The sequence below is a fragment of the Pseudomonas sp. Je.1.5.c genome (assembly GCF_051129895.1).
Taxonomy (GTDB): domain Bacteria; phylum Pseudomonadota; class Gammaproteobacteria; order Pseudomonadales; family Pseudomonadaceae; genus Aquipseudomonas; species Aquipseudomonas urmiensis.
In genome coordinates, this window is sequence record NZ_JBCPSP010000011.1 from 22,841 (window position 1) to 41,395 (window position 18,555).

An 18,555-nucleotide genomic window follows, 5' to 3' on the forward strand; every position below is an offset into this window, starting at 1 on the left:
CCACAACCCGTTATGCTGGTGGGCACTTACCGCGCCGCCTGGAGCCGAACATGAGCAGCCCGTTGATCATCCGTCCGCGCGCCGAATCGGTCGAGGGCCAGCCGATCCTGCGCCCACTGCCTTCGGCGCAGTGCCGCAGCGTCGGCCCGTTCGTCTTCTTCGACCATATGCTGGAGACCGACTATGCGCCTGGCAGCGGCATGGATATCCGCCAGCATCCGCATATTGGCCTGTCGACCCTGACCTACTTGTTCGAGGGCGAAATCCTGCACAAGGACAGCCTGGGCTCGGATCAGCGGGTTTTGCCTGGCGATGTCAGCTGGATGACGGCCGGGCGCGGCGTCGCCCATGTCGAGCGCACGCCCGCGGAGGGTTTTGCCAACGGCTCGCGCCTGCATGGGCTGCAGGTATGGCTGGCCTCGCCACGTGAGCATGAGCAGGGCCTGGCAAGCTACAGTCATCACCCCGCGGCGAGCCTGCCGGTCAGTGAAGCGCTGGGCGTGCGCATCTGCTTGATTGCCGGCAACGGCTTTTGCCTGGAGTCGCCGGTGCCCGTGCTCTCCCCTACCCTGTACGCCCATGTGCGCATGCAACCGGCGACAACCCTGCTGGTGCCGAGCGAGCATGCCCAGCGGGCGCTGTACCTGCTCGATGGCGAGTTGCAGCTCAATGGGCAGGAGGTCGAGCCGTGCAGCCTACTGGTGTTGCCGGAGGGTGAAGAGGTGACGCTGTATGCCGAGGGCGAATGCCAGTTGGTGCTGATCGGTGGCGCGCCGCTGGATGGGCCACGGCGGATGAACTGGAATTTTGTCGCAAGTGATCCGGCGCTGATCGAACAGGCCCGGGTGCGCTGGGCTGCTGGGGATTGGCCGGTGGTGCCTGGGGAAATCGAACGGATCGAGTTACCGCGCTAGTTGGGGCCGCTGCGCGGCCCCGGCACACTCAACCTTTGAACACTTCCGCCAGCAGGTTGTGCATCGCCTTGAACGCCCGCTCCGAGGTCTTGCGGTCGTACTGCATCTTGCCCGGCACATTGGCATTCGGATCAGTGAACGAATGCACCGCACCGCCATAGCTGAGCAACTGCCAATCGACCTTGGCGGCATTCATTTCTTCCTCGAACGCCGGCAACTGCTCACGCGGCACCAAGGGGTCCGAGGCACCATGCAGCACCAGCACCGAGCCCTTGATGCGCTTGGCGTCTTCTGGGTTCGGCGTATCCAGGGTGCCATGGAACGACACGGCAGCCTTAAGATCAGCCCCGGTACGCGCCAACTCCAGCGCACAGCAACCGCCAAAGCAGAAACCGAAGGTCGCCACCTTACCCGGCTCCAGCAGCGCCTTGGACTGCCCCAGCAGTTGATCCAACGCCTCTTTCATGCGCTTGCGCAACTCACCGCGATCATTCTTCAGCGGCATCATCGCGTTGCCTGCCTCATCGGCATTGGCCGGGCGCACCGACTGGCCATACAGGTCAGCGATCAATACCACATAACCCTTTTCGGCAACTTCCTTGGCAATGCGCTCGGCACCTTCACCGATACCCATCCAGTTCGGCGCCATCACCAGGCCTGGTCGCCCCAGCGCACCGGGCTCATACACCAAGCGGCTTTCATAGGTCTTGCCGGACAGGTGATAGACCAGCGATTCGACGATTACCTTGCTCATCAAACTCCTCCTTGCACCATGAAAAAAGCCCGCCGAAGCGGGCTTTCCTAGCAACTAACTCAAGCAGACAGCTCGACCAGCAGCTTGTTCAAGCGACGAACGTAGGCCGCTGGGTCCTTCAGGCTGTCGCCAGCCGCCAGCGCGGCCTGATCGAACAGGATGTGCGAAAGCTCCGCGAAGCGGTCTTCGCTCTGCTCGTTGTCGAGCTTGTCGATCAGCGGGTGAGCCGGGTTGAATTCGAAGATCGGCTTGGAATCCGGCACCTTCTGCCCGCTGGCTTCGAGGATCTGGCGCATCTGCAGACCCAGGTCCTGCTCGCCAATGGCGAGGATCGCCGGCGAATCGGTCAGACGATGCGAAACACGCACTTCGGCGACGCTGTCACCCAGGGCAGTCTTCAGACGCTCGACCAAGCCTTCCTTGTTTTTGGCGACTTCTTCCTGGGCCTTCTTGTCTTCTTCCGAATCCAGCTGGCCCAGGTCCAGGTCACCGCGAGCGACGTCGACAAAGTTCTTGCCGTCGAAGTCGCTCAGGTAGCTCATCAGCCACTCATCGATACGATCGGTCAGCAGCAGCACTTCGATGCCTTTCTTGCGGAAGACTTCCAGGTGCGGGCTGTTCTTGACCTGCGCGTAGGTTTCGCCGGTGAGGTAGTAGATCTTGTCCTGACCTTCCTTGGCGCGCGCCAGGTAATCGGCCAGCGACACGCTTTGCTCGCCGCTGTCGTCATGGGTCGAAGCGAAACGCAGCAGGCCGGCGATCTTCTCTTTGTTGGCGAAGTCTTCAGCGGGGCCTTCTTTGAGCACCTGGCCGAAGTTCTTCCAGAAGCCCTTGTACTGCTCAGGCTCGTTCTTGGCCAGTTTCTCCAGCATGTCCAGCACGCGCTTGGTCAGGGCCGTTTTCATCGAGTCGATGATCGGGTCCTTCTGCAGGATTTCACGCGAGACGTTCAGCGACAGGTCGTTGGAGTCGACCACACCCTTGATGAAACGCAGGTACAGCGGCAGGAACGACTCGGCCTGGTCCATGATGAACACGCGCTGCACGTACAGCTTCAGGCCGCGTGGCGCTTCGCGCTGGTACAGGTCGAACGGCGCGCGGGCCGGGACGTACAGCAGCGAGTTGTATTCGAGCTTGCCTTCGACCTTGTTGTGGCTCCAGGCCAGCGGGTTCTCGAAGTCATGGCCGATGTGCTTGTAGAACTCCTGGTACTCCTCGTCCTTGACCTCGGTGCGCGGACGGGTCCACAGGGCGCTGGCGCGGTTGACGGTTTCCCACTCTTGCGCAGGTTGCTCTTCGCCTTCAGCGGCTGCGGCTTGCTCTTTGGGCAGTTCGATCGGCAGGGCAATGTGGTCGGAGTACTTCTTGACCACGTTGCGCAGACGCCAGCCATCGGCGAACTCTTCTTCACCCTTTTTCAGGTGCAGGACGATACGGGTGCCACGCTGTGGCTTGTCGATGGTGGCGACTTCGAACTCACCCTCGCCCTTGGACGACCAGTGCACGCCCTCGGCAGCTGGCAGGCCGGCGCGGCGGCTGTAGACGTCGACTTTGTCGGCGACGATGAACGCCGAATAGAAGCCCACGCCGAATTGGCCAATCAGGTGCGAATCTTTTTTCTGATCGCCACTGAGGTTCTTCATGAAGTCGGCAGTGCCGGACTTGGCGATGGTACCCAGGTGGGCGATGACGTCTTCACGGCTCATGCCGATACCGTTGTCCTCAAGGGTCACGGTGTTGGCGTCTTTATCGAAGCTGACGCGGATCTTCAGGTCGGCGTCGCCTTCGAGCAGCTCAGGCTTGGCCAAGGCCTCGAAACGCAGCTTGTCAGCGGCGTCGGAGGCGTTGGAAATCAGCTCGCGCAGGAAGATTTCCTTGTTCGAGTACAGCGAGTGGATCATGAGGTGCAGCAGTTGCTTTACCTCGGTCTGGAAGCCCAGGGTTTCTTTTTGTGTCTCCACACTCATGGTCTTCAAAACTCCGATCTGATGGCAGTTGTCGCCCAGCGGCCCGATTGGCCTGCTTTTACGGCGGGATGACAAGCAGATGGGGGCTGACCTGACTATTTCAAGGGCTTTTCTGGTTCGATCTTGAAATGCGCACGGGCGGTGGCGATCGGCGTGTCCCGATCAGCCTGCCAGGCGGTGATGGCAACGTTGGTCACCCGCCTGCCCTGGCGCCACAGCTGGCAGTGGGCAAAGGTGTCGCGCAGGTGGCCGGCGCGCAGGTAATCGATGGAAAAATCGATGATCTTGGGAATGCTCACGCTTTCGCTGTAGATCAGCAGGTACAGCGCGGCGCTGAGCTCCATGAAGCCTGCGATCACCCCGCCATGAATCGCCGGCAACAGCGGATTGCCAACGTTGTCCGGGTTGGCCGGCAGGCGGAACAGCAGCTCGTCGCCGCGACGTTCGCACTCGATGCCAATCAGGCCTGCATAAGGGATCAATGCCAGCAGCGGCCGGTAGTCGCCCGCCGCGTGCGCTTCGTTAAGGCGCTGGCGAACATCGCGGGGGATCATACGCCCTGCTCCTTCTTCAAGCTGTTTCCAAAGCGGATGCCCCCTTTGACCTCCTGGCCCAGGCGCATGAAGGTGCCGACCACCTGGCAGATGGGTTGCTCGGGGTCATCCTGATAGGCCGTGCCGCGGGTGAAGATCACATCACGGGTCACCCGATAGCAGTATGCGTGACCGTGGATAGCCTTGCCGGGGTCGGCCGGGTGCATGTAATCGATGCGCAAATCCAGGGTCGGGCACACCTCGAACTGCTCCAGCGCGCAGAGCGTGGCCATGCCGCAGGTGGTGTCCATCAGCGTGGTCAGCGCACCGCCATGCACGGCGCCGGTCTGGGGGTTGCCGACAATCATTGGCGACCAGGGCATTACCAGGGTCATGCCACTGGCGTCAGCGTGATGCACGCGCATCTGCAAAACCTGACAATGTTTCAATGCTGAGAGAAAGCGCTCAGCCATGGCTATCAAGGGTGTGTCGCTCATCGGGCGATTTCCTTGTACTGATTCGTCAGCGGCACAAAATCAGTGAAAAGTCTATGTAGAACGGGGCGTTATATATCTGTAATCTTCGCGGAACTTATTCCACTTACTTGAGCTCGAAGGAACAAGTAAGTTATTCCACCAAGGAGAGACACCCCCATGCGTAAACCTTTTGCTTTTGCTCTGATGCTGGCCGCTGCCATGGGTCTGGCCGCTTGCGACAAGGCAAGTGAAGACAAAGCCCAGGACGCACAGCAACACGCTGAGCAAGCCCAGGAAAAAGCGGGCGAAGCTCAGGATAAAATGAACGAGGCTGCCAAGGAAAACGCCGAAGCCGCCAAAGATCAGGCCGAAGCGCAGCAAAAAGCTGCTGAAGAAGCCGCTGAAGAAACCGCACCTGCTACCCCGGCTCCAACCGAGCCAGCTAAGCAGTAATCGGTATAAACAAAAAAACCCGACACTGTCGGGTTTTTTTGTGCCTGATGTTTAAGGATTAATCGTTTCAGTCGATGCAATGGAACTTTCTTTAGCCGCATCGATCGGTGCACTTTCGGTCGGTGTGAACACCATCACGTCCAACACATCCGAATGGAACTCGCGGCGATAAAGAATCAGCACTACGCCAATCGTAGTGCCCATGAATATCCAGGGGCTAATGAACCAGGTCAACATGGCCATGCCGAAGTAATAAGAGCGCAAGCCCAAGTTGAACTGGTTGGCCGCCAGCGACAACACCCGCGCCGCGCGCGAGGCAAACGCCTTGCGCTCCAGTTCATTGACCAGGCGTTCGCCGATCATCGGCGCCGAACCGACCAGCACTGCAGCAAAGTTGTATTGGCGCATGCACCAGCTGAAGGTGAAGAAGGCATAGACGAACACCGCCGCCAGGCTCAGCAGCTTGATCTCCGAGACGCCCTGCGACGCCTCCTGCACCAAGGGCAGGTCGGCCAGCAGCGACAATGCCCGATCCGAGGCGCCAAGCACGGTGAGGATACCGGCCAGGATAATCAGGGTACTGGAGGCGAAGAACGAGGCGTTGCGCTCCAGGTTACCGATTACGCTGGCGTCGGCGATGCGGTTGTCGCGCAGGAGCATGCGGCGCATCCAGTCCTCGCGGTACAGGTGCAGGACACTGGCCAGGCAAGCGGTGTCGCGGCCCTTCCAGATGGCGTAGCGGGTGTAGCCACCCCAGCACAGGGCGAACCAGCAGACCGCCAACAGATTGCTCAAATTGCTTTGGATGAAGCTCATGCAGGGTTCTCGACCGTTCAGGTGCAAAGAAAGATATTGACCGGTTTTCGACGTTTGGATTCGGTAAAAGGCACGTGCTTGAGAGAATAATCTGCTTTGCTCGTGCGGGCCTTATCGCGGGGCGAGCCCGCTCCCACGCACGACATCTGCGCAGATGCCTGAGTGGGGACCGACCAGAAAAAAACCCCGCATCCTGACGGATACGGGGTTTTTGGTCTCAACCATTTGCTGGCGCCCTTCGGCTTGTGGCCGGCGCCTGCCTCCTGGTCAATCCATCAGGCCATGGCCTCGCGCGGCTTGCCGAGCATACGATCGCAGACCACAGCCCCGGCCAGAGTGATGACCGAAGGCACCAGCCAGGCCATGCCTTCATTGCTGAACGGCAGGTGAGCCATGAAGTCGGGCAGCACGTGAGCCAGGCTGCTGCCCTTGATCGCATCGACCACGCCGAATACCAGCGAGACCAACATCACCGGCGCCAGAATGCGCGTCGGCGAGTTCCACAGGTCTTTGACGAAGCTCAAGCCCACTACCACGATGCACGGCGGGTAGATGGCCGTCAGCACCGGAATCGAGAACATGATCAGCTTGGTCAGGCCCAGGTTGGAGATCAGCAGCGAGAAGCCTGCCAGGATCACCACCAAGGCGCGATACGACAGCGGCAGGATCTGGCTGAAGTACTCGGCGCAGGCGCAGGTCAGGCCTACCGCAGTCACCAGACAGGCCAGCGCGATCAACACGGCCAGGAAGCCACTGCCCAGCGATCCGAAGGTGTGCTGCACATAGGCATGCAATACCGCTGCGCCGTTAGTGGCATCCGCCGCGATATCGTGGCTGCCAGCACCCAGGCGGAACAGACTGATGTACACCAGGGCCAGGCCGACACCGGCAATCAGACCGGCAATGATGGCATAGCGGGTAATCAGCTGCGGCGACTCGACACCGCGCGAGCGGATGGCATTGACGATGACGATACCGAACACCAGGGCGCCCAGGGTATCCATGGTCAGGTAGCCATCGGAGAAGCCCTTGGAGAAGGCTGCGGCAGCATAGGCCGGTTGCGCTTCGCCAATGGTCCCCGCTGGCAGCGCGAAAGCAGCGATGCCCAGCACAGCCAGGGCAATGATCTTCAGCGGCGCCAGGAAGCGGCCAACGGTATCGAGCAGCTTGCCCGGATACATCGACACTGCCAGCACCACCAGGAAGTACACCAGGCTGTAGATGAACAAGGCCAACGGGCTTTCACCGGTCAGCGGCGCCACGCCTACCTCGAACGACACCGTAGCGGTACGCGGGGTGGCGAACAGAGGACCTACCGACAGGTAGCAGACAGCTGCCAGCAGGCCGCCGAAGAACTTGCCGATCGGGCTGCTCAACGCGTCCATGCCGCCGCCGACCTTGGCCAGGGCGACCACGGTGATGACCGGCAGGCCGACCGCGGTGACCAAAAAGCCCAAGGCTGCCATCCACACGTGCGGACCGGACTGCAGGCCGACGATAGGCGGGAAGATGATATTGCCGGCGCCTACGAAAAGCGCAAACGTCATAAAGCCAAGTGCCAGGATATCCTGGCCTTTTAACACTTTCATTTAGGGTCGTACCACACTGCTGAAATCGGGATTCGAGAAGGGATTTCCCCATGGGTGAGGGAAATGCTGCCCGGCTTGATAGGCCAGACCCGTTTAGCGTGTCGTTCCCTTTTGGGGCACGGGCACAGAGTGAGCGCGTAGGTTAAACGTTTTGCCTGGAAAACGCACTGTAACAGTGCTGCTTGTCCGATGTGCGTATGTGTTTGTCGTCTGCGCGACCGAGGACGCGGGCAATTATCGCAGGACTGGGAAAGGGGTAAGGCTTAAAAATTCTATTGAACCGATCGATTTTCTGTTGGCTGATCCGGCCTCTTCGCGGGCAAGCCCGCCCCTACAGGGACTTCATGTGCACTGTGGGAGCGGGCTTGCCCGCGAAGAGGCCAGATCAGCCAACAGCAATCTTGCCCCCCCAGAAACGACAAAGGCCACCCGAAGGTGGCCTCTGTGCGCGTGGGGGGTACTACGTGTTACTTACTTCTTGGCTTCCCAGCCAGTCAGCTCGGCCAGGGCCTTGCCGATGTCTGCCAGGGAACGCACGGTTTTCACACCAGCGTCTTGCAGGGCAGCGAACTTCTCGTCTGCAGTACCCTTGCCGCCGGAGATGATGGCGCCAGCGTGGCCCATGCGCTTACCAGCAGGTGCGGTAACACCAGCGATGTAAGACACGACAGGCTTGGTGACATTGGCCTTGATGTAGGCAGCCGCTTCTTCTTCAGCCGAACCGCCGATCTCACCGATCATGACGATCGCTTCGGTCTTCGGGTCTTCCTGGAACAGCTTCAGGATGTCGATGAAGTTGGAGCCTGGGATCGGGTCACCGCCGATGCCGACGCAGGTCGACTGGCCGAAGCCGGCGTCGGTGGTCTGCTTGACGGCTTCATAGGTCAGGGTGCCGGAACGCGAAACGATACCGACCTTGCCTGGCAAGTGAATGTGACCTGGCATGATGCCGATCTTGCACTCGCCCGGAGTGATAACGCCTGGGCAGTTAGGGCCGATCAGGGTAACACCCAGCTCGTCGCACTTGACCTTGGCATCGAGCATGTCCAGGGTAGGAATGCCTTCGGTGATGCAGACGATCAGCTTGATGCCGCCGAAGGCCGCTTCCAGGATCGAGTCTTTGCAGAAAGGAGCCGGAACGTAGATCACCGACGCATCAGCGCCGGTAGCTTCTACAGCTTCTTTCACAGTGTTGAACACTGGCAGGCCCAGGTGAGTGGTGCCGCCTTTGCCTGGGGTCACGCCGCCAACCATCTTGGTGCCGTAGGCGATGGCTTGTTCGGAGTGGAAAGTACCCTGCGAGCCGGTGAAGCCCTGGCAGATGACTTTGGTGTCTTTATTGATCAGGACGCTCATTACTTGCCCTCCGCAGCTTTGACAACTTGTTGAGCAGCGTCGGTCAGGCTGGTTGCAGCAATGATGTTCAAACCGCTTTCTGCCAGTACTTTAGCGCCGAGTTCGGCATTGTTGCCTTCCAGACGGACGACAACCGGTACTTTGACGCCGACTTCTTTCACAGCGCCGATGATGCCTTCGGCAATCATGTCGCAGCGAACGATGCCGCCGAAGATGTTGACCAGTACGGCCGCGACATTGCTGTCGGACAGGATGATCTTGAAGGCTTCGGTCACGCGCTCTTTGGTAGCACCACCACCTACGTCGAGGAAGTTGGCTGGCTTGCCGCCGTGCAGGTTGACGATGTCCATGGTACCCATGGCCAGGCCGGCACCGTTGACCATGCAGCCAATGTTGCCTTCCAGGGCTACGTAGTTCAGTTCGAACTTGGCAGCGTGGGCTTCACGGGCGTCGTCTTGCGACGGGTCGTGGAAGGTTTTCAGCTTAGGCTGACGGTACATGGCGTTGGCGTCGATGTTGATCTTGGCATCGAGGCAGTGCAGATCGCCATCGGCCTTGATCACCAGCGGGTTCACTTCCAGCAGGGCCAGATCGTGATCCTTGAACAGCTTGGCCAGACCTACGAAGATCTTGGCGAACTGAGTGACTTGCTTGCCTTCCAGGCCCAGCTGGAAAGCCAGCTCGCGACCTTGGAACGGCTGAGCGCCGACCAGCGGATCGATGGTGGCCTTGAGGATCTTCTCAGGAGTGTCGTGAGCGACTTTCTCGATGTCCACGCCACCTTCGGTGGAAGCCATGAACACGATACGACGGCTCGAACGGTCGACTACAGCGCCCAGGTACAGCTCTTTGGCGATGTCAGTGCAGGATTCGACCAGGATCTTGGAGACTGGTTGACCGTTGGCATCGGTCTGGTAAGTGACCAGATTCTTGCCCAACCATTGCGCAGCGAACGCCTTGGCGTCTTCTTTGCTGCGAACCAGCTTGACGCCGCCCGCTTTACCGCGACCGCCAGCGTGAACCTGAGCTTTTACAACCCACTCGGAACCGCCGATCTTTTCGCAGGCTTCTGCTGCAGCTTCAGGGGTGTCGACTGCGAAACCCTTGGAAACTGGCAGGCCGTATTCAGCGAACAGCTGCTTACCCTGATACTCGTGAAGATTCATGCTTTTTACCGTCTTCGTTAGGTACTGCGCTTCGGCGCTGCGCCAGTTACGGCGCCGCACCACCTGTGACCTTTAACCGTTGGGTGGTCCCAAAGGCCCGGTCCGGCGGACGTTCCGCGGTGAGTCATGCACGCAAGACTCACGACGGGCAGCCCGCCGTGGTTTCTTATAATTAACGCTTCTTACGGTTGGCTACGTGAATGGCACCGCCATTCACTGCCAGCGCGGCTTCATGCAGCGCTTCGGACAGGGTCGGATGGCTGAACACCATCATGCCGATGTCTTCGGCGCTGGTGCCGAATTCCATCGCGATTGCGCCCTGCTGCACCAGTTCGGCAGCCGATGGGCCAATCACATGCACACCCAGAACGCGGTCGGTCTTGGCATCGGCGATGACCTTGACGAAACCACCGGTGTCGTTGGCCGCCATCGCACGGCCGCTGGCCGCGAACGGGAAGGTGCCCACGTTAACCTCAACGCCTTCAGCCTTCAAGGCCTGTTCGGTCTTGCCGACCCACGCGATTTCCGGGTGGGTGTAGATAACCGATGGGATCAGGTCGTAGTTCATCTGGGCTTTGTGGCCCTTGATGCGCTCGACGACCATGATGCCCTCTTCCGAGGCCTTGTGCGCCAGCATCATGCCACGCACCACGTCACCGATGGCGTAGACGCCCGGAACGCTGGTAGCGCAGTAGTCATCGACGAAGATGTAGCCACGTTCGTCGATGTTGACGCCGCTGTCAGCCGCCAGCAGCTCGGTGGTCACAGGGCGACGGCCGACCGCAACGATCAGCTTGTCGAAGGTGATCTTCTGCTCGCCGCTGGCATCGGTGTAGGTCACTTCGACTTCGTTGCCGTTGACCTGCGAGCCGGTCACGCGAGCGCCCAGCTTGATGTCCAGACCTTGCTTGGTCAGGGTTTTCTGGGCTTCCTTGGCAACCGCGGTGTCTGCGGCCATCAGGAAGGTGTCCAGTGCTTCGAGAACGGTGACCTGGGCACCCAGGCGCGACCATACCGAACCCAGTTCCAGACCGATCACGCCAGCGCCGATGACGCCCAGACGCTTAGGCACTTCCTGGAATTCCAGGGCGCCGGTGGAGTCGACGATGACGTTCTGGTCGACCGGAGCCGGCGGAATGTCGATCGGGCGCGAGCCGGAAGCGAGAATGACGTTCTCGGCTTCGATGACTTCGGTGCTGCCGTCAGGCTTGGTGACTTCGACTTTCTTGCCCGCCAGCAGTTTGCCGTGGCCTTGGATCGAAGTGACGCCGTTGGCCTTGAACAGGGTGGCAACGCCACCGGTCAGGTTCTTGACGATGCCAGCCTTGCGGCCAACCATCGCAGCCACGTCCATCTTCACTTCACCAGTGGAGATACCGTGAACGTTGAAGCTCTCTTTGGCTTCCTTGTACTTCCAGGAGCTGTCCAGCAGAGCCTTGGAAGGAATGCAACCCACGTTCAAGCAGGTACCGCCCAGGGCCAGTTTGCCCTCGGCGTCGGTATATTTCTCGATGCAGGCGGTGCTCAGGCCAAGCTGAGCGGCCTTGATCGCGGCTACATAGCCGCCAGGGCCTGCACCAATCACTACCACGTCGAATTTCTGGGTCATAAAAGATTCCTTTTAAGCTTCAAGCGGCAAGCCTCAAGCGGCAAGTGGCGCACTCCCCCTGGAGCTTGCCACTTACCGCTTGCAGCTGCGTTTTAGATGTCCAGCAGCAGACGAGCCGGGTCTTCCAGCAGGTTCTTGATGGTCACCAGGAAGGTTACCGCTTCCTTACCGTCGATCAGGCGGTGATCGTAGGACAGCGCCAGGTACATCATCGGGCGAATGACCACTTGGCCATTGATCGCCATCGGACGCTGGATGATGTTGTGCATGCCCAGAATGGCCGCCTGCGGTGGGTTGACGATCGGGGTCGACATCATCGAGCCGAATGTACCACCGTTGGTGATGGTGAAGGTACCACCGGTCATTTCTTCGATGCCCAGCTTGCCGTCACGTGCCTTCTTGCCGAAGGTGGCGATGCCGTTCTCGATTTCCGCCAGGCTCATTTGCTCGGCGTTGCGCAGTACCGGTACCACCAGGCCACGGTCGCTGGAGACGGCGACGCCGACGTCAGCAAAGCCGTGGTAGACGATGTCGTTGCCGTCGATCGAGGCGTTGACTGCTGGGAAGCGCTTGAGGGCTTCGGTAGCGGCCTTGACGAAGAACGACATGAAGCCCAGGCGTACGCCGTTGTGGGACTTCTCGAAGAGGTCCTTGTACTTCGAACGCAGGGCCATGACTTCGGTCATGTCGACTTCGTTGAAGGTGGTCAGCATGGCCATGTTCGACTGGGCTTCGACCAGACGCTCGGCGATCTTGGCGCGCAGGCGGGTCATCGGCACGCGCTTCTCGGTGCGATCGCCGGCGGCGGTCACAACTGGGGCGGCGGCGGCAGGCTTGGCAGCAGGTGCTGCGGCAGGTGCGGACTTCTTGTTGGCAACGGCTGCAACCACGTCTTCTTTAGTGACGCGACCGCCTTTGCCAGTGCCAGCGATCGAAGCCAGGTCGATGCCGTTTTCTTCAGCCAGTTTGCGTGCGGCAGGCGCAGCAACTGGATCGTCTTCGCCAGCATCGGCAGCAGCGGCCGGAGCAGCGGCGCCGGCAGCCGGGGCGGCAGCAGGCGCAGCGGCAGCAGCGCCGCCTTCAACGATCGAGCCCAGGACTTCATCGGACAGGACGGTGTCGCCCTCGCCCTTGACGATTGCGCCCAGCACGCCGTCAGCGGTAGCCAGCACTTCCAGAACGACTTTGTCGGTCTCGATGTCGACGATCAGCTCGTCACGCTTGACGGCTTCGCCCGGCTGTTTGTGCCAGGTGGCAACGGTGCCATCGGCAACCGATTCCGGGAAGGTTGGGGCTTTGATCTCGATAGCCATTATCAGTGTTTCCTTAAATTCGGTTTCAGGTGCGCGAAAGCATTAAACAGTGAAGGCGTCTTGCAGCAGTTTCTCTTGCTGCTCGGCGTGCTTCGATGCGTAACCACAGGCTGGCGCGGCGGAAGCGTCGCGGCCGGCGTATTCCAGGACCAGTGCCTTGTTGTGGCGGCCCAGGATACGGCGCATGTGGTGCTGGCTGCTGTACCAGGCGCCCTGGTTCATCGGCTCTTCCTGGCACCACACTGCAGCCTTGAGGTTGCTGTACGGGGCAAGGATTTCCACCAGGTCGTCCTCAGGGAACGGATACAGCTGCTCGATACGCACGATGGCGATGTCTTCGCGGCCTTCGGCACGGCGTTTTTCCAGCAGATCGTAGTAGACCTTGCCGCTGCACAGGACGATGCGTTCGACCTTGGCCGGATCGAGCGTGTCGATTTCCGGGATCACGGTCTGGAACGAGCCTTCGGCCAGGTCTTCCAACGTCGAGATGGCCAACTTGTGGCGCAGCAGCGACTTCGGCGTCAGGACCACCAGCGGCTTACGCAGCGGACGGATCACCTGGCGACGCAGCAGGTGGTAGATCTGGGCTGGGGTGGTCGGTACGCAGACCTGGATGTTGTGCTCAGCGCACAGCTGCAGGTAACGCTCCAGACGCGCCGAGGAGTGCTCAGGACCCTGGCCTTCGTAGCCGTGCGGCAGCAGCATGGTCAGACCGCACAGACGGCCCCACTTGTGCTCGCCACTGGTGATGAACTGGTCGATCACCACTTGCGCACCGTTGGCGAAGTCGCCGAACTGGGCTTCCCAGATCACCAGCGCGTTTGGCGTGGTGGTCGAGTAGCCGTATTCGAAGGCCAGTACTGCTTCTTCCGAGAGGAAGGAGTCGTACAGGTCAAAGCGCGGCTGGCCCGGGAACAGGTTCTGCAGCGGCACGTAGGTGCTGGCGTCCTTCTGGTTGTGCAGCACCGCGTGGCGGTGCGAGAAGGTGCCACGGCCGATGTCCTGGCCGGTCATGCGGATCGGGTGACCTTCGAACTGCAGGGTGGCGTAGGCCATGGTCTCTGCATAACCCCAGTTGATCGGCAAGCCACCGGCTTGCATCTTCTGGCGATCTTCGTAGATCTTCGCGACCTGACGCTGAACGACGAAGCCTTCCGGCAGCTCAAGCAGCTTGGCCGACAGGTCCTGCAGGGTCTTGAGGTCGAAACGGGTGTCGTGACGCGCGGTCCAGGCATGGCCCAGGTATGGACGCCAGTCGACGAACAGCTCGCGGTTCGGCTCCTTGACCAGGCTCTTGACCACATGCAGGCCGTTGTCCAGGGCGTTGCGGTACTCGTCGATCTTGGCCTGAGCGCGCTCGGCGTCGATGCGACCGGCCTGGATCAGCGCCTCGGCATACAGCTCACGGGTGGTGCGCTGCTTGCTGATCTGCTGATACATCAGCGGCTGGGTACCGTTGGGCTCGTCGGCCTCGTTGTGGCCGCGACGACGGTAGCAGACCAGGTCGATGACCACGTCACGCTTGAACTGCATGCGGTAATCGATGGCCAGCTGGGTCACGAACAGCACCGCTTCCGGATCGTCACCGTTGACGTGCAGGATTGGCGCTTGAATCATCTTGGCAACGTCGGTGGCGTACTCGGTGGAACGCGAGTCCAGCGGGTTGCTGATGGTGAAACCGACCTGGTTGTTGATCACGATGTGCACGGTACCGCCGGTCTTGAAACCGCGGGTCTGCGACATCTGGAAGGTTTCCATGACCACGCCTTGGCCGGCGAAGGCCGCGTCGCCGTGGATCGAGATCGGCAGCACCTTGTCGCCAACGGTGTCGTTGCGGCGGTCCTGACGGGCGCGCACCGAACCCTCGACCACTGGCGATACGATTTCCAGGTGGGACGGGTTGAACGCCATGGCCAGGTGAACTTCGCCACCGGTGGTCATCACGTTCGAGGAGAAGCCCTGGTGATACTTCACGTCACCGGAGCCCAGCTCGTTCATCTTCTTGCCTTCGAACTCGTCGAACAGCTCGCGCGGGTTCTTGCCGAAGGTGTTGACCAGCACGTTCAGGCGGCCGCGGTGGGCCATGCCAATCACGACCTCCTTGGTGCCGTAGGAGCCGGAGCGCTGGATCATTTCGTCCAGCATCGGGATCAGGCTTTCGCCGCCTTCAAGACCGAAGCGCTTGGTGCCTGGGTACTTGGTGCCCAGGTATTTTTCCAAGCCTTCGCCTGCGGTCACGCGCTCAAGCAGGTGCGTTTGCACATCGGCGGAAAATTCCGGACGCCCACGCACGCTTTCCAGACGCTGCTGGAACCAGCTGCGCTGCTCGGAATCGACGATGTGGGTGAACTCGGCGCCGATGGTGCGACAATATGTCTTCTGCAGCGCATCGAGGATTTCGCGTAGGCTCGCTTCCTCTTTGCCGATGAACAGGTCGCCGGCACGGAAGGTCGTATCAAGATCGGCATTGGTCAAGCCGTAGTGATTGATCGACAGGTCTACGGGCGCAGGACGCTGCCACAACCCCAAGGGGTCGAGCTTGGCAGCTTGATGGCCGCGCATACGATAGGCCTGGATCAGTCGCAGAACTTCAACCTGCTTCTTCTCGTGTTCACTGCTCACGCTCCCGGCGGAAACCGGTTGGGCGCGGCGCTGGTTCTTCGCCAGCAGTACGAAATGGTCGCGGATTGTCGAGTGCGATACATCGGTAGCGGTGCTGCCGTCGGCGGGCAACTTCTGGAAGTAGGTGCGCCACTCTTCTGGCACAGCGTTAGGGTCGTGCAGGTAGAGCTCGTAGAGCTCTTCCACATATGCAGCGTTACCACCTGAAAGGTGGGCGCTTTCCCACATGCGCTGCATCACGCTTTCTTGCATGCTTGGTCACCCTCGTTCGGGGACGGATCGGCAAGCGCCTCAGCACACATGAGAAAGCCCGAGAACAGCGACTAACCACGCCACCGAGGATCCTGCAGATTTTCCGGGTACCAGCCCGGAAAGCCCCTGCTGGTCTCATATCTTCATAGGTAATGAGCGCGGGCTTTGTGGGCCCTTGCTCGGGTTTCACCTCAGCGCGGGCTCACCACCCGCGCCTTGGTGTCTTGCACTTGCAACAGCTTTGAATCAGGTGCCGCTTTGCAGCAGCATGTTACGTACGTGACCGATTGCCTTGGTAGGGTTCAGACCTTTCGGGCAAACGTTTACGCAGTTCATGATCCCGCGGCAGCGGAATACGCTGAACGGGTCATCCAGGGACGCCAGGCGCTCCTGGGTTTTGGTGTCACGGCTGTCGGCCAGGAAGCGATAAGCCTGCAGCAGAGCAGCTGGACCGAGGAACTTGTCTGGGTTCCACCAGAACGACGGGCAGGAAGTCGAGCAGCAAGCGCACAGGATGCACTCGTACAGACCGTCCAGCTTGTCGCGATCTTCCGGCGACTGCAGACGCTCGATGGCCGGAGCCGGGGTGTCGTTCTGCAGGAATGGCTTCACCTTCTCGTACTGCTTGTAGAAGATGCTCATATCGACCACCAGGTCACGAATGACCGGCAAGCCTGGCAGCGGACGCAGAATCAGCTTGTTGCCCTTGACCACGCCCGACAGCGGGGTGATGCAGGCCAGGCCGTTCTTGCCGTTCATGTTCATGCCATCGGAACCGCACACGCCTTCACGGCAGGAGCGACGGTACGAGAAACCCTCGTCCTTTTCCTTGATCAGTGCCAACACGTCCAGCACCATCAGGTCTTTGCCGCCGGTATCGACGTCGAACGACTCCATCTTGGGCGCCGAGTCGGTGTCGGGGTTGTAACGATAAACTTCGACTTTCAACATAGCAGCCACCCTTAGTAAGTCCGGATTTTTGGCTCGAAGGCCGGAACGGTCTTCGGCGCAAAGTTGACGCCGCGCTTGGCAACGCGCTTCTCACCCGGGTAGTACAGGGTGTGGCACAGCCAGTTTTCGTCGTCACGGTCTTCGAAGTCTTCACGGGCGTGAGCGCCGCGCGACTCTTTACGGGCTTCGGCCGCGATGGCGGTAGCTTCGGCGACTTCCAGCAGGTTCTGCAGCTCCAGCGCTTCGATACGCGCGGTGTTGAAGGCCTGGGACTTGTCGTTGATCTTCACGTTGGCGATGCGGTCACGCAGGCCAGCCAGCTGCTCGATACCCTTCTGCATGTATTCGCCAGTACGGAATACACCGAAGTAGTTCTGCATGCAGCTCTGCAGCTCGCGCTTGAGGCTGGCAACGTCTTCGCCAGTGGAGCGCTCGTTGAGTTTGTTCAGGCGGTTCAGGGCAACTTCGATGTCGGTGTCGCTGGCGTCGAGATGCTCGATGCCGTCGCTCAGCGCCTTCTCCAGGTGCAGGCCGGCAGCACGACCGAACACCACCAGGTCGAGCAGCGAGTTGCCGCCCAGGCGGTTGGCACCGTGAACCGATACGCACGCCACTTCACCTACGGCGAACAGGCCTGGGATGATGTGATCCTTGCCTTCTTCGTCCATGGTGATGGCCTGGCCATGGATGTTGGTGGCAACGCCACCCATCATGTAGTGGCAGGTCGGGACAACCGGAACCGGAGCGACGACCGGGTCGACGTGGGCGAAGGTCTTGGACAGTTCGCAGATACCTGGCAGGCGGCTGTGCAGCACTTCCTCGCCCAGGTGGTCCAGCTTCAGCAGTACGTGGTCCTTGTTCGGGCCCACGCCGTTGCCGGCGATGATTTCCTTGACCATGGAACGGGCGACAACGTCGCGGCCGGCCAGGTCTTTCGCGTTCGGCGCGTAACGCTCCATGAAGCGCTCGCCGTGGGCGTTGATCAGGTAACCACCTTCACCGCGGCAACCTTCGGTGACCAGTACACCGGCGCCGGCGATGCCGGTCGGGTGGAACTGCCACATCTCGATGTCCTGCACCGGTACACCGGCACGCAGGGCCATGCCGATACCGTCACCGGTATTGATCAGGGCATTGGTGGTGGAGGCGTAGATACGGCCCGCACCGCCAGTGGCCAGAACGGTGGCCTTGGACTTGATGTACATGGTTTCGCCGGTTTCGATGCAGATTGCGATCACACCGACAAAGGCGCCTTCCTGATTCTTCACCAGGTCAACGGCGTAGTACTCGTTGAGGAAGGTGGTACCGGCTTTCAGGTTGCCCTGGTACAGGGTGTGCAGCAGCGCGTGACCAGTACGGTCGGAAGCAGCACAGGTACGGGCGGCCTGGCCACCTTTACCGAAGTCCTTGGACTGACCACCGAACGGACGCTGGTAGATACGGCCGGTTTCGGTACGCGAGAACGGCAGGCCCATGTGGTCCAGCTCGAAGACCGCAGCCGGGCCTTCCTGACACATGTATTCGATAGCGTCCTGGTCACCGATGTAGTCGGAACCCTTGACGGTATCGTACATGTGCCAGCGCCAGTCATCGTTCGGGTCGGCCGAAGCGATGGCGCAGGTGATGCCGCCCTGGGCGGATACAGTGTGCGAACGGGTCGGGAAGACCTTGGTCACGACGGCAGTCTTGTGACCGCCCTGGGCCAGCTGCAGCGCTGCGCGCATGCCGGCGCCGCCGCCACCGATGATGATGGCGTCGAAGGAAATGGTTGGAATGCTAGCCAT

Annotated in this window: 15 protein-coding genes; 2 read left to right on the top strand and 13 right to left on the bottom strand. The window is 60.5% G+C overall.

Annotated elements, in window-relative coordinates:
* Positions 1-50 precede the first annotated feature (50 nt).
* Positions 51-914 (top strand): pirin family protein, encoded by an 864-nt coding sequence (locus AAZU54_RS11210; protein ID WP_405129275.1) that lies wholly within the window; start codon positions 51-53, stop codon positions 912-914.
* A gap of 28 nt (positions 915-942) precedes the next feature.
* On the opposite strand, the gene AAZU54_RS11215 is transcribed toward AAZU54_RS11210, so the two are convergent.
* The 4 genes from AAZU54_RS11215 to AAZU54_RS11230 all read right to left on the bottom strand — a co-directional run bounded on the left by AAZU54_RS11215 (position 943) and on the right by AAZU54_RS11230 (position 4,665).
* The gene (locus AAZU54_RS11215) at positions 943-1,668 is read right to left on the bottom strand and encodes a dienelactone hydrolase family protein (RefSeq protein ID WP_312152706.1); all 726 of its coding nucleotides are present in this window, start codon (positions 1,666-1,668) and stop codon (positions 943-945) included.
* A 59-nt stretch (positions 1,669-1,727) separates the two neighbouring features.
* Entirely contained in the window at positions 1,728-3,635 is a 1,908-nt protein-coding gene (gene htpG / locus AAZU54_RS11220; protein ID WP_186555713.1) for a molecular chaperone HtpG, read from the bottom strand.
* Positions 3,636-3,730: 95 nt separating this feature from the next.
* The gene (locus AAZU54_RS11225) at positions 3,731-4,189 is read right to left on the bottom strand and encodes a PaaI family thioesterase (RefSeq protein ID WP_186555712.1); all 459 of its coding nucleotides are present in this window, start codon (positions 4,187-4,189) and stop codon (positions 3,731-3,733) included.
* Positions 4,186-4,665: a PaaI family thioesterase gene (locus AAZU54_RS11230; protein WP_186555711.1), complete on the bottom strand. Its 480-nt coding sequence runs from the start codon at positions 4,663-4,665 to the stop codon at positions 4,186-4,188. The genes AAZU54_RS11225 and AAZU54_RS11230 overlap by 4 nt, the downstream gene beginning before the upstream one ends.
* A 156-nt stretch (positions 4,666-4,821) precedes the next feature.
* Between AAZU54_RS11230 and AAZU54_RS11235 the strand changes: the two genes are divergently transcribed.
* Positions 4,822-5,097 (top strand): hypothetical protein, encoded by a 276-nt coding sequence (locus AAZU54_RS11235; RefSeq protein WP_186555710.1) that lies wholly within the window; start codon positions 4,822-4,824, stop codon positions 5,095-5,097.
* Between the two features lie 51 nt (positions 5,098-5,148).
* On the opposite strand, the gene AAZU54_RS11240 is transcribed toward AAZU54_RS11235, so the two are convergent.
* The 9 genes from AAZU54_RS11240 to sdhA form a co-directional block, all read right to left on the bottom strand.
* Positions 5,149-5,913 (bottom strand): DUF599 domain-containing protein, encoded by a 765-nt coding sequence (locus AAZU54_RS11240; RefSeq protein ID WP_186555709.1) that lies wholly within the window; start codon positions 5,911-5,913, stop codon positions 5,149-5,151.
* A 275-nt stretch (positions 5,914-6,188) separates the two neighbouring features.
* A complete protein-coding gene (brnQ, locus tag AAZU54_RS11245; RefSeq protein ID WP_186555708.1) occupies positions 6,189-7,502 on the bottom strand; it encodes a branched-chain amino acid transport system II carrier protein in 1,314 nt (437 codons plus the stop codon).
* Between the two features lie 471 nt (positions 7,503-7,973).
* Positions 7,974-8,858, bottom strand: a complete 885-nt coding sequence (gene sucD / locus AAZU54_RS11250) for a succinate--CoA ligase subunit alpha (RefSeq protein ID WP_016393102.1) — start codon at positions 8,856-8,858, stop codon at positions 7,974-7,976.
* Positions 8,858-10,024 (bottom strand): ADP-forming succinate--CoA ligase subunit beta, encoded by a 1,167-nt coding sequence (gene sucC, locus AAZU54_RS11255; RefSeq protein WP_186555707.1) that lies wholly within the window; start codon positions 10,022-10,024, stop codon positions 8,858-8,860. The genes sucD and sucC overlap by 1 nt, the downstream gene beginning before the upstream one ends.
* A gap of 172 nt (positions 10,025-10,196) precedes the next feature.
* Complete coding sequence (gene lpdA / locus AAZU54_RS11260; protein WP_434727158.1) at positions 10,197-11,633, bottom strand: dihydrolipoyl dehydrogenase; 1,437 nt, start codon at positions 11,631-11,633, stop codon at positions 10,197-10,199.
* Between the two features lie 92 nt (positions 11,634-11,725).
* The gene (gene odhB / locus AAZU54_RS11265; RefSeq protein WP_392465314.1) at positions 11,726-12,946 is read right to left on the bottom strand and encodes a 2-oxoglutarate dehydrogenase complex dihydrolipoyllysine-residue succinyltransferase; all 1,221 of its coding nucleotides are present in this window, start codon (positions 12,944-12,946) and stop codon (positions 11,726-11,728) included.
* A 42-nt stretch (positions 12,947-12,988) separates the two neighbouring features.
* Positions 12,989-15,820: a 2-oxoglutarate dehydrogenase E1 component gene (locus AAZU54_RS11270; protein WP_186555704.1), complete on the bottom strand. Its 2,832-nt coding sequence runs from the start codon at positions 15,818-15,820 to the stop codon at positions 12,989-12,991.
* 246 nt (positions 15,821-16,066) lie between these two features.
* Entirely contained in the window at positions 16,067-16,771 is a 705-nt protein-coding gene (locus AAZU54_RS11275; protein ID WP_172231853.1) for a succinate dehydrogenase iron-sulfur subunit, read from the bottom strand.
* A gap of 11 nt (positions 16,772-16,782) precedes the next feature.
* Positions 16,783-18,555: a succinate dehydrogenase flavoprotein subunit gene (gene sdhA, locus AAZU54_RS11280; RefSeq protein ID WP_186555703.1), complete on the bottom strand. Its 1,773-nt coding sequence runs from the start codon at positions 18,553-18,555 to the stop codon at positions 16,783-16,785.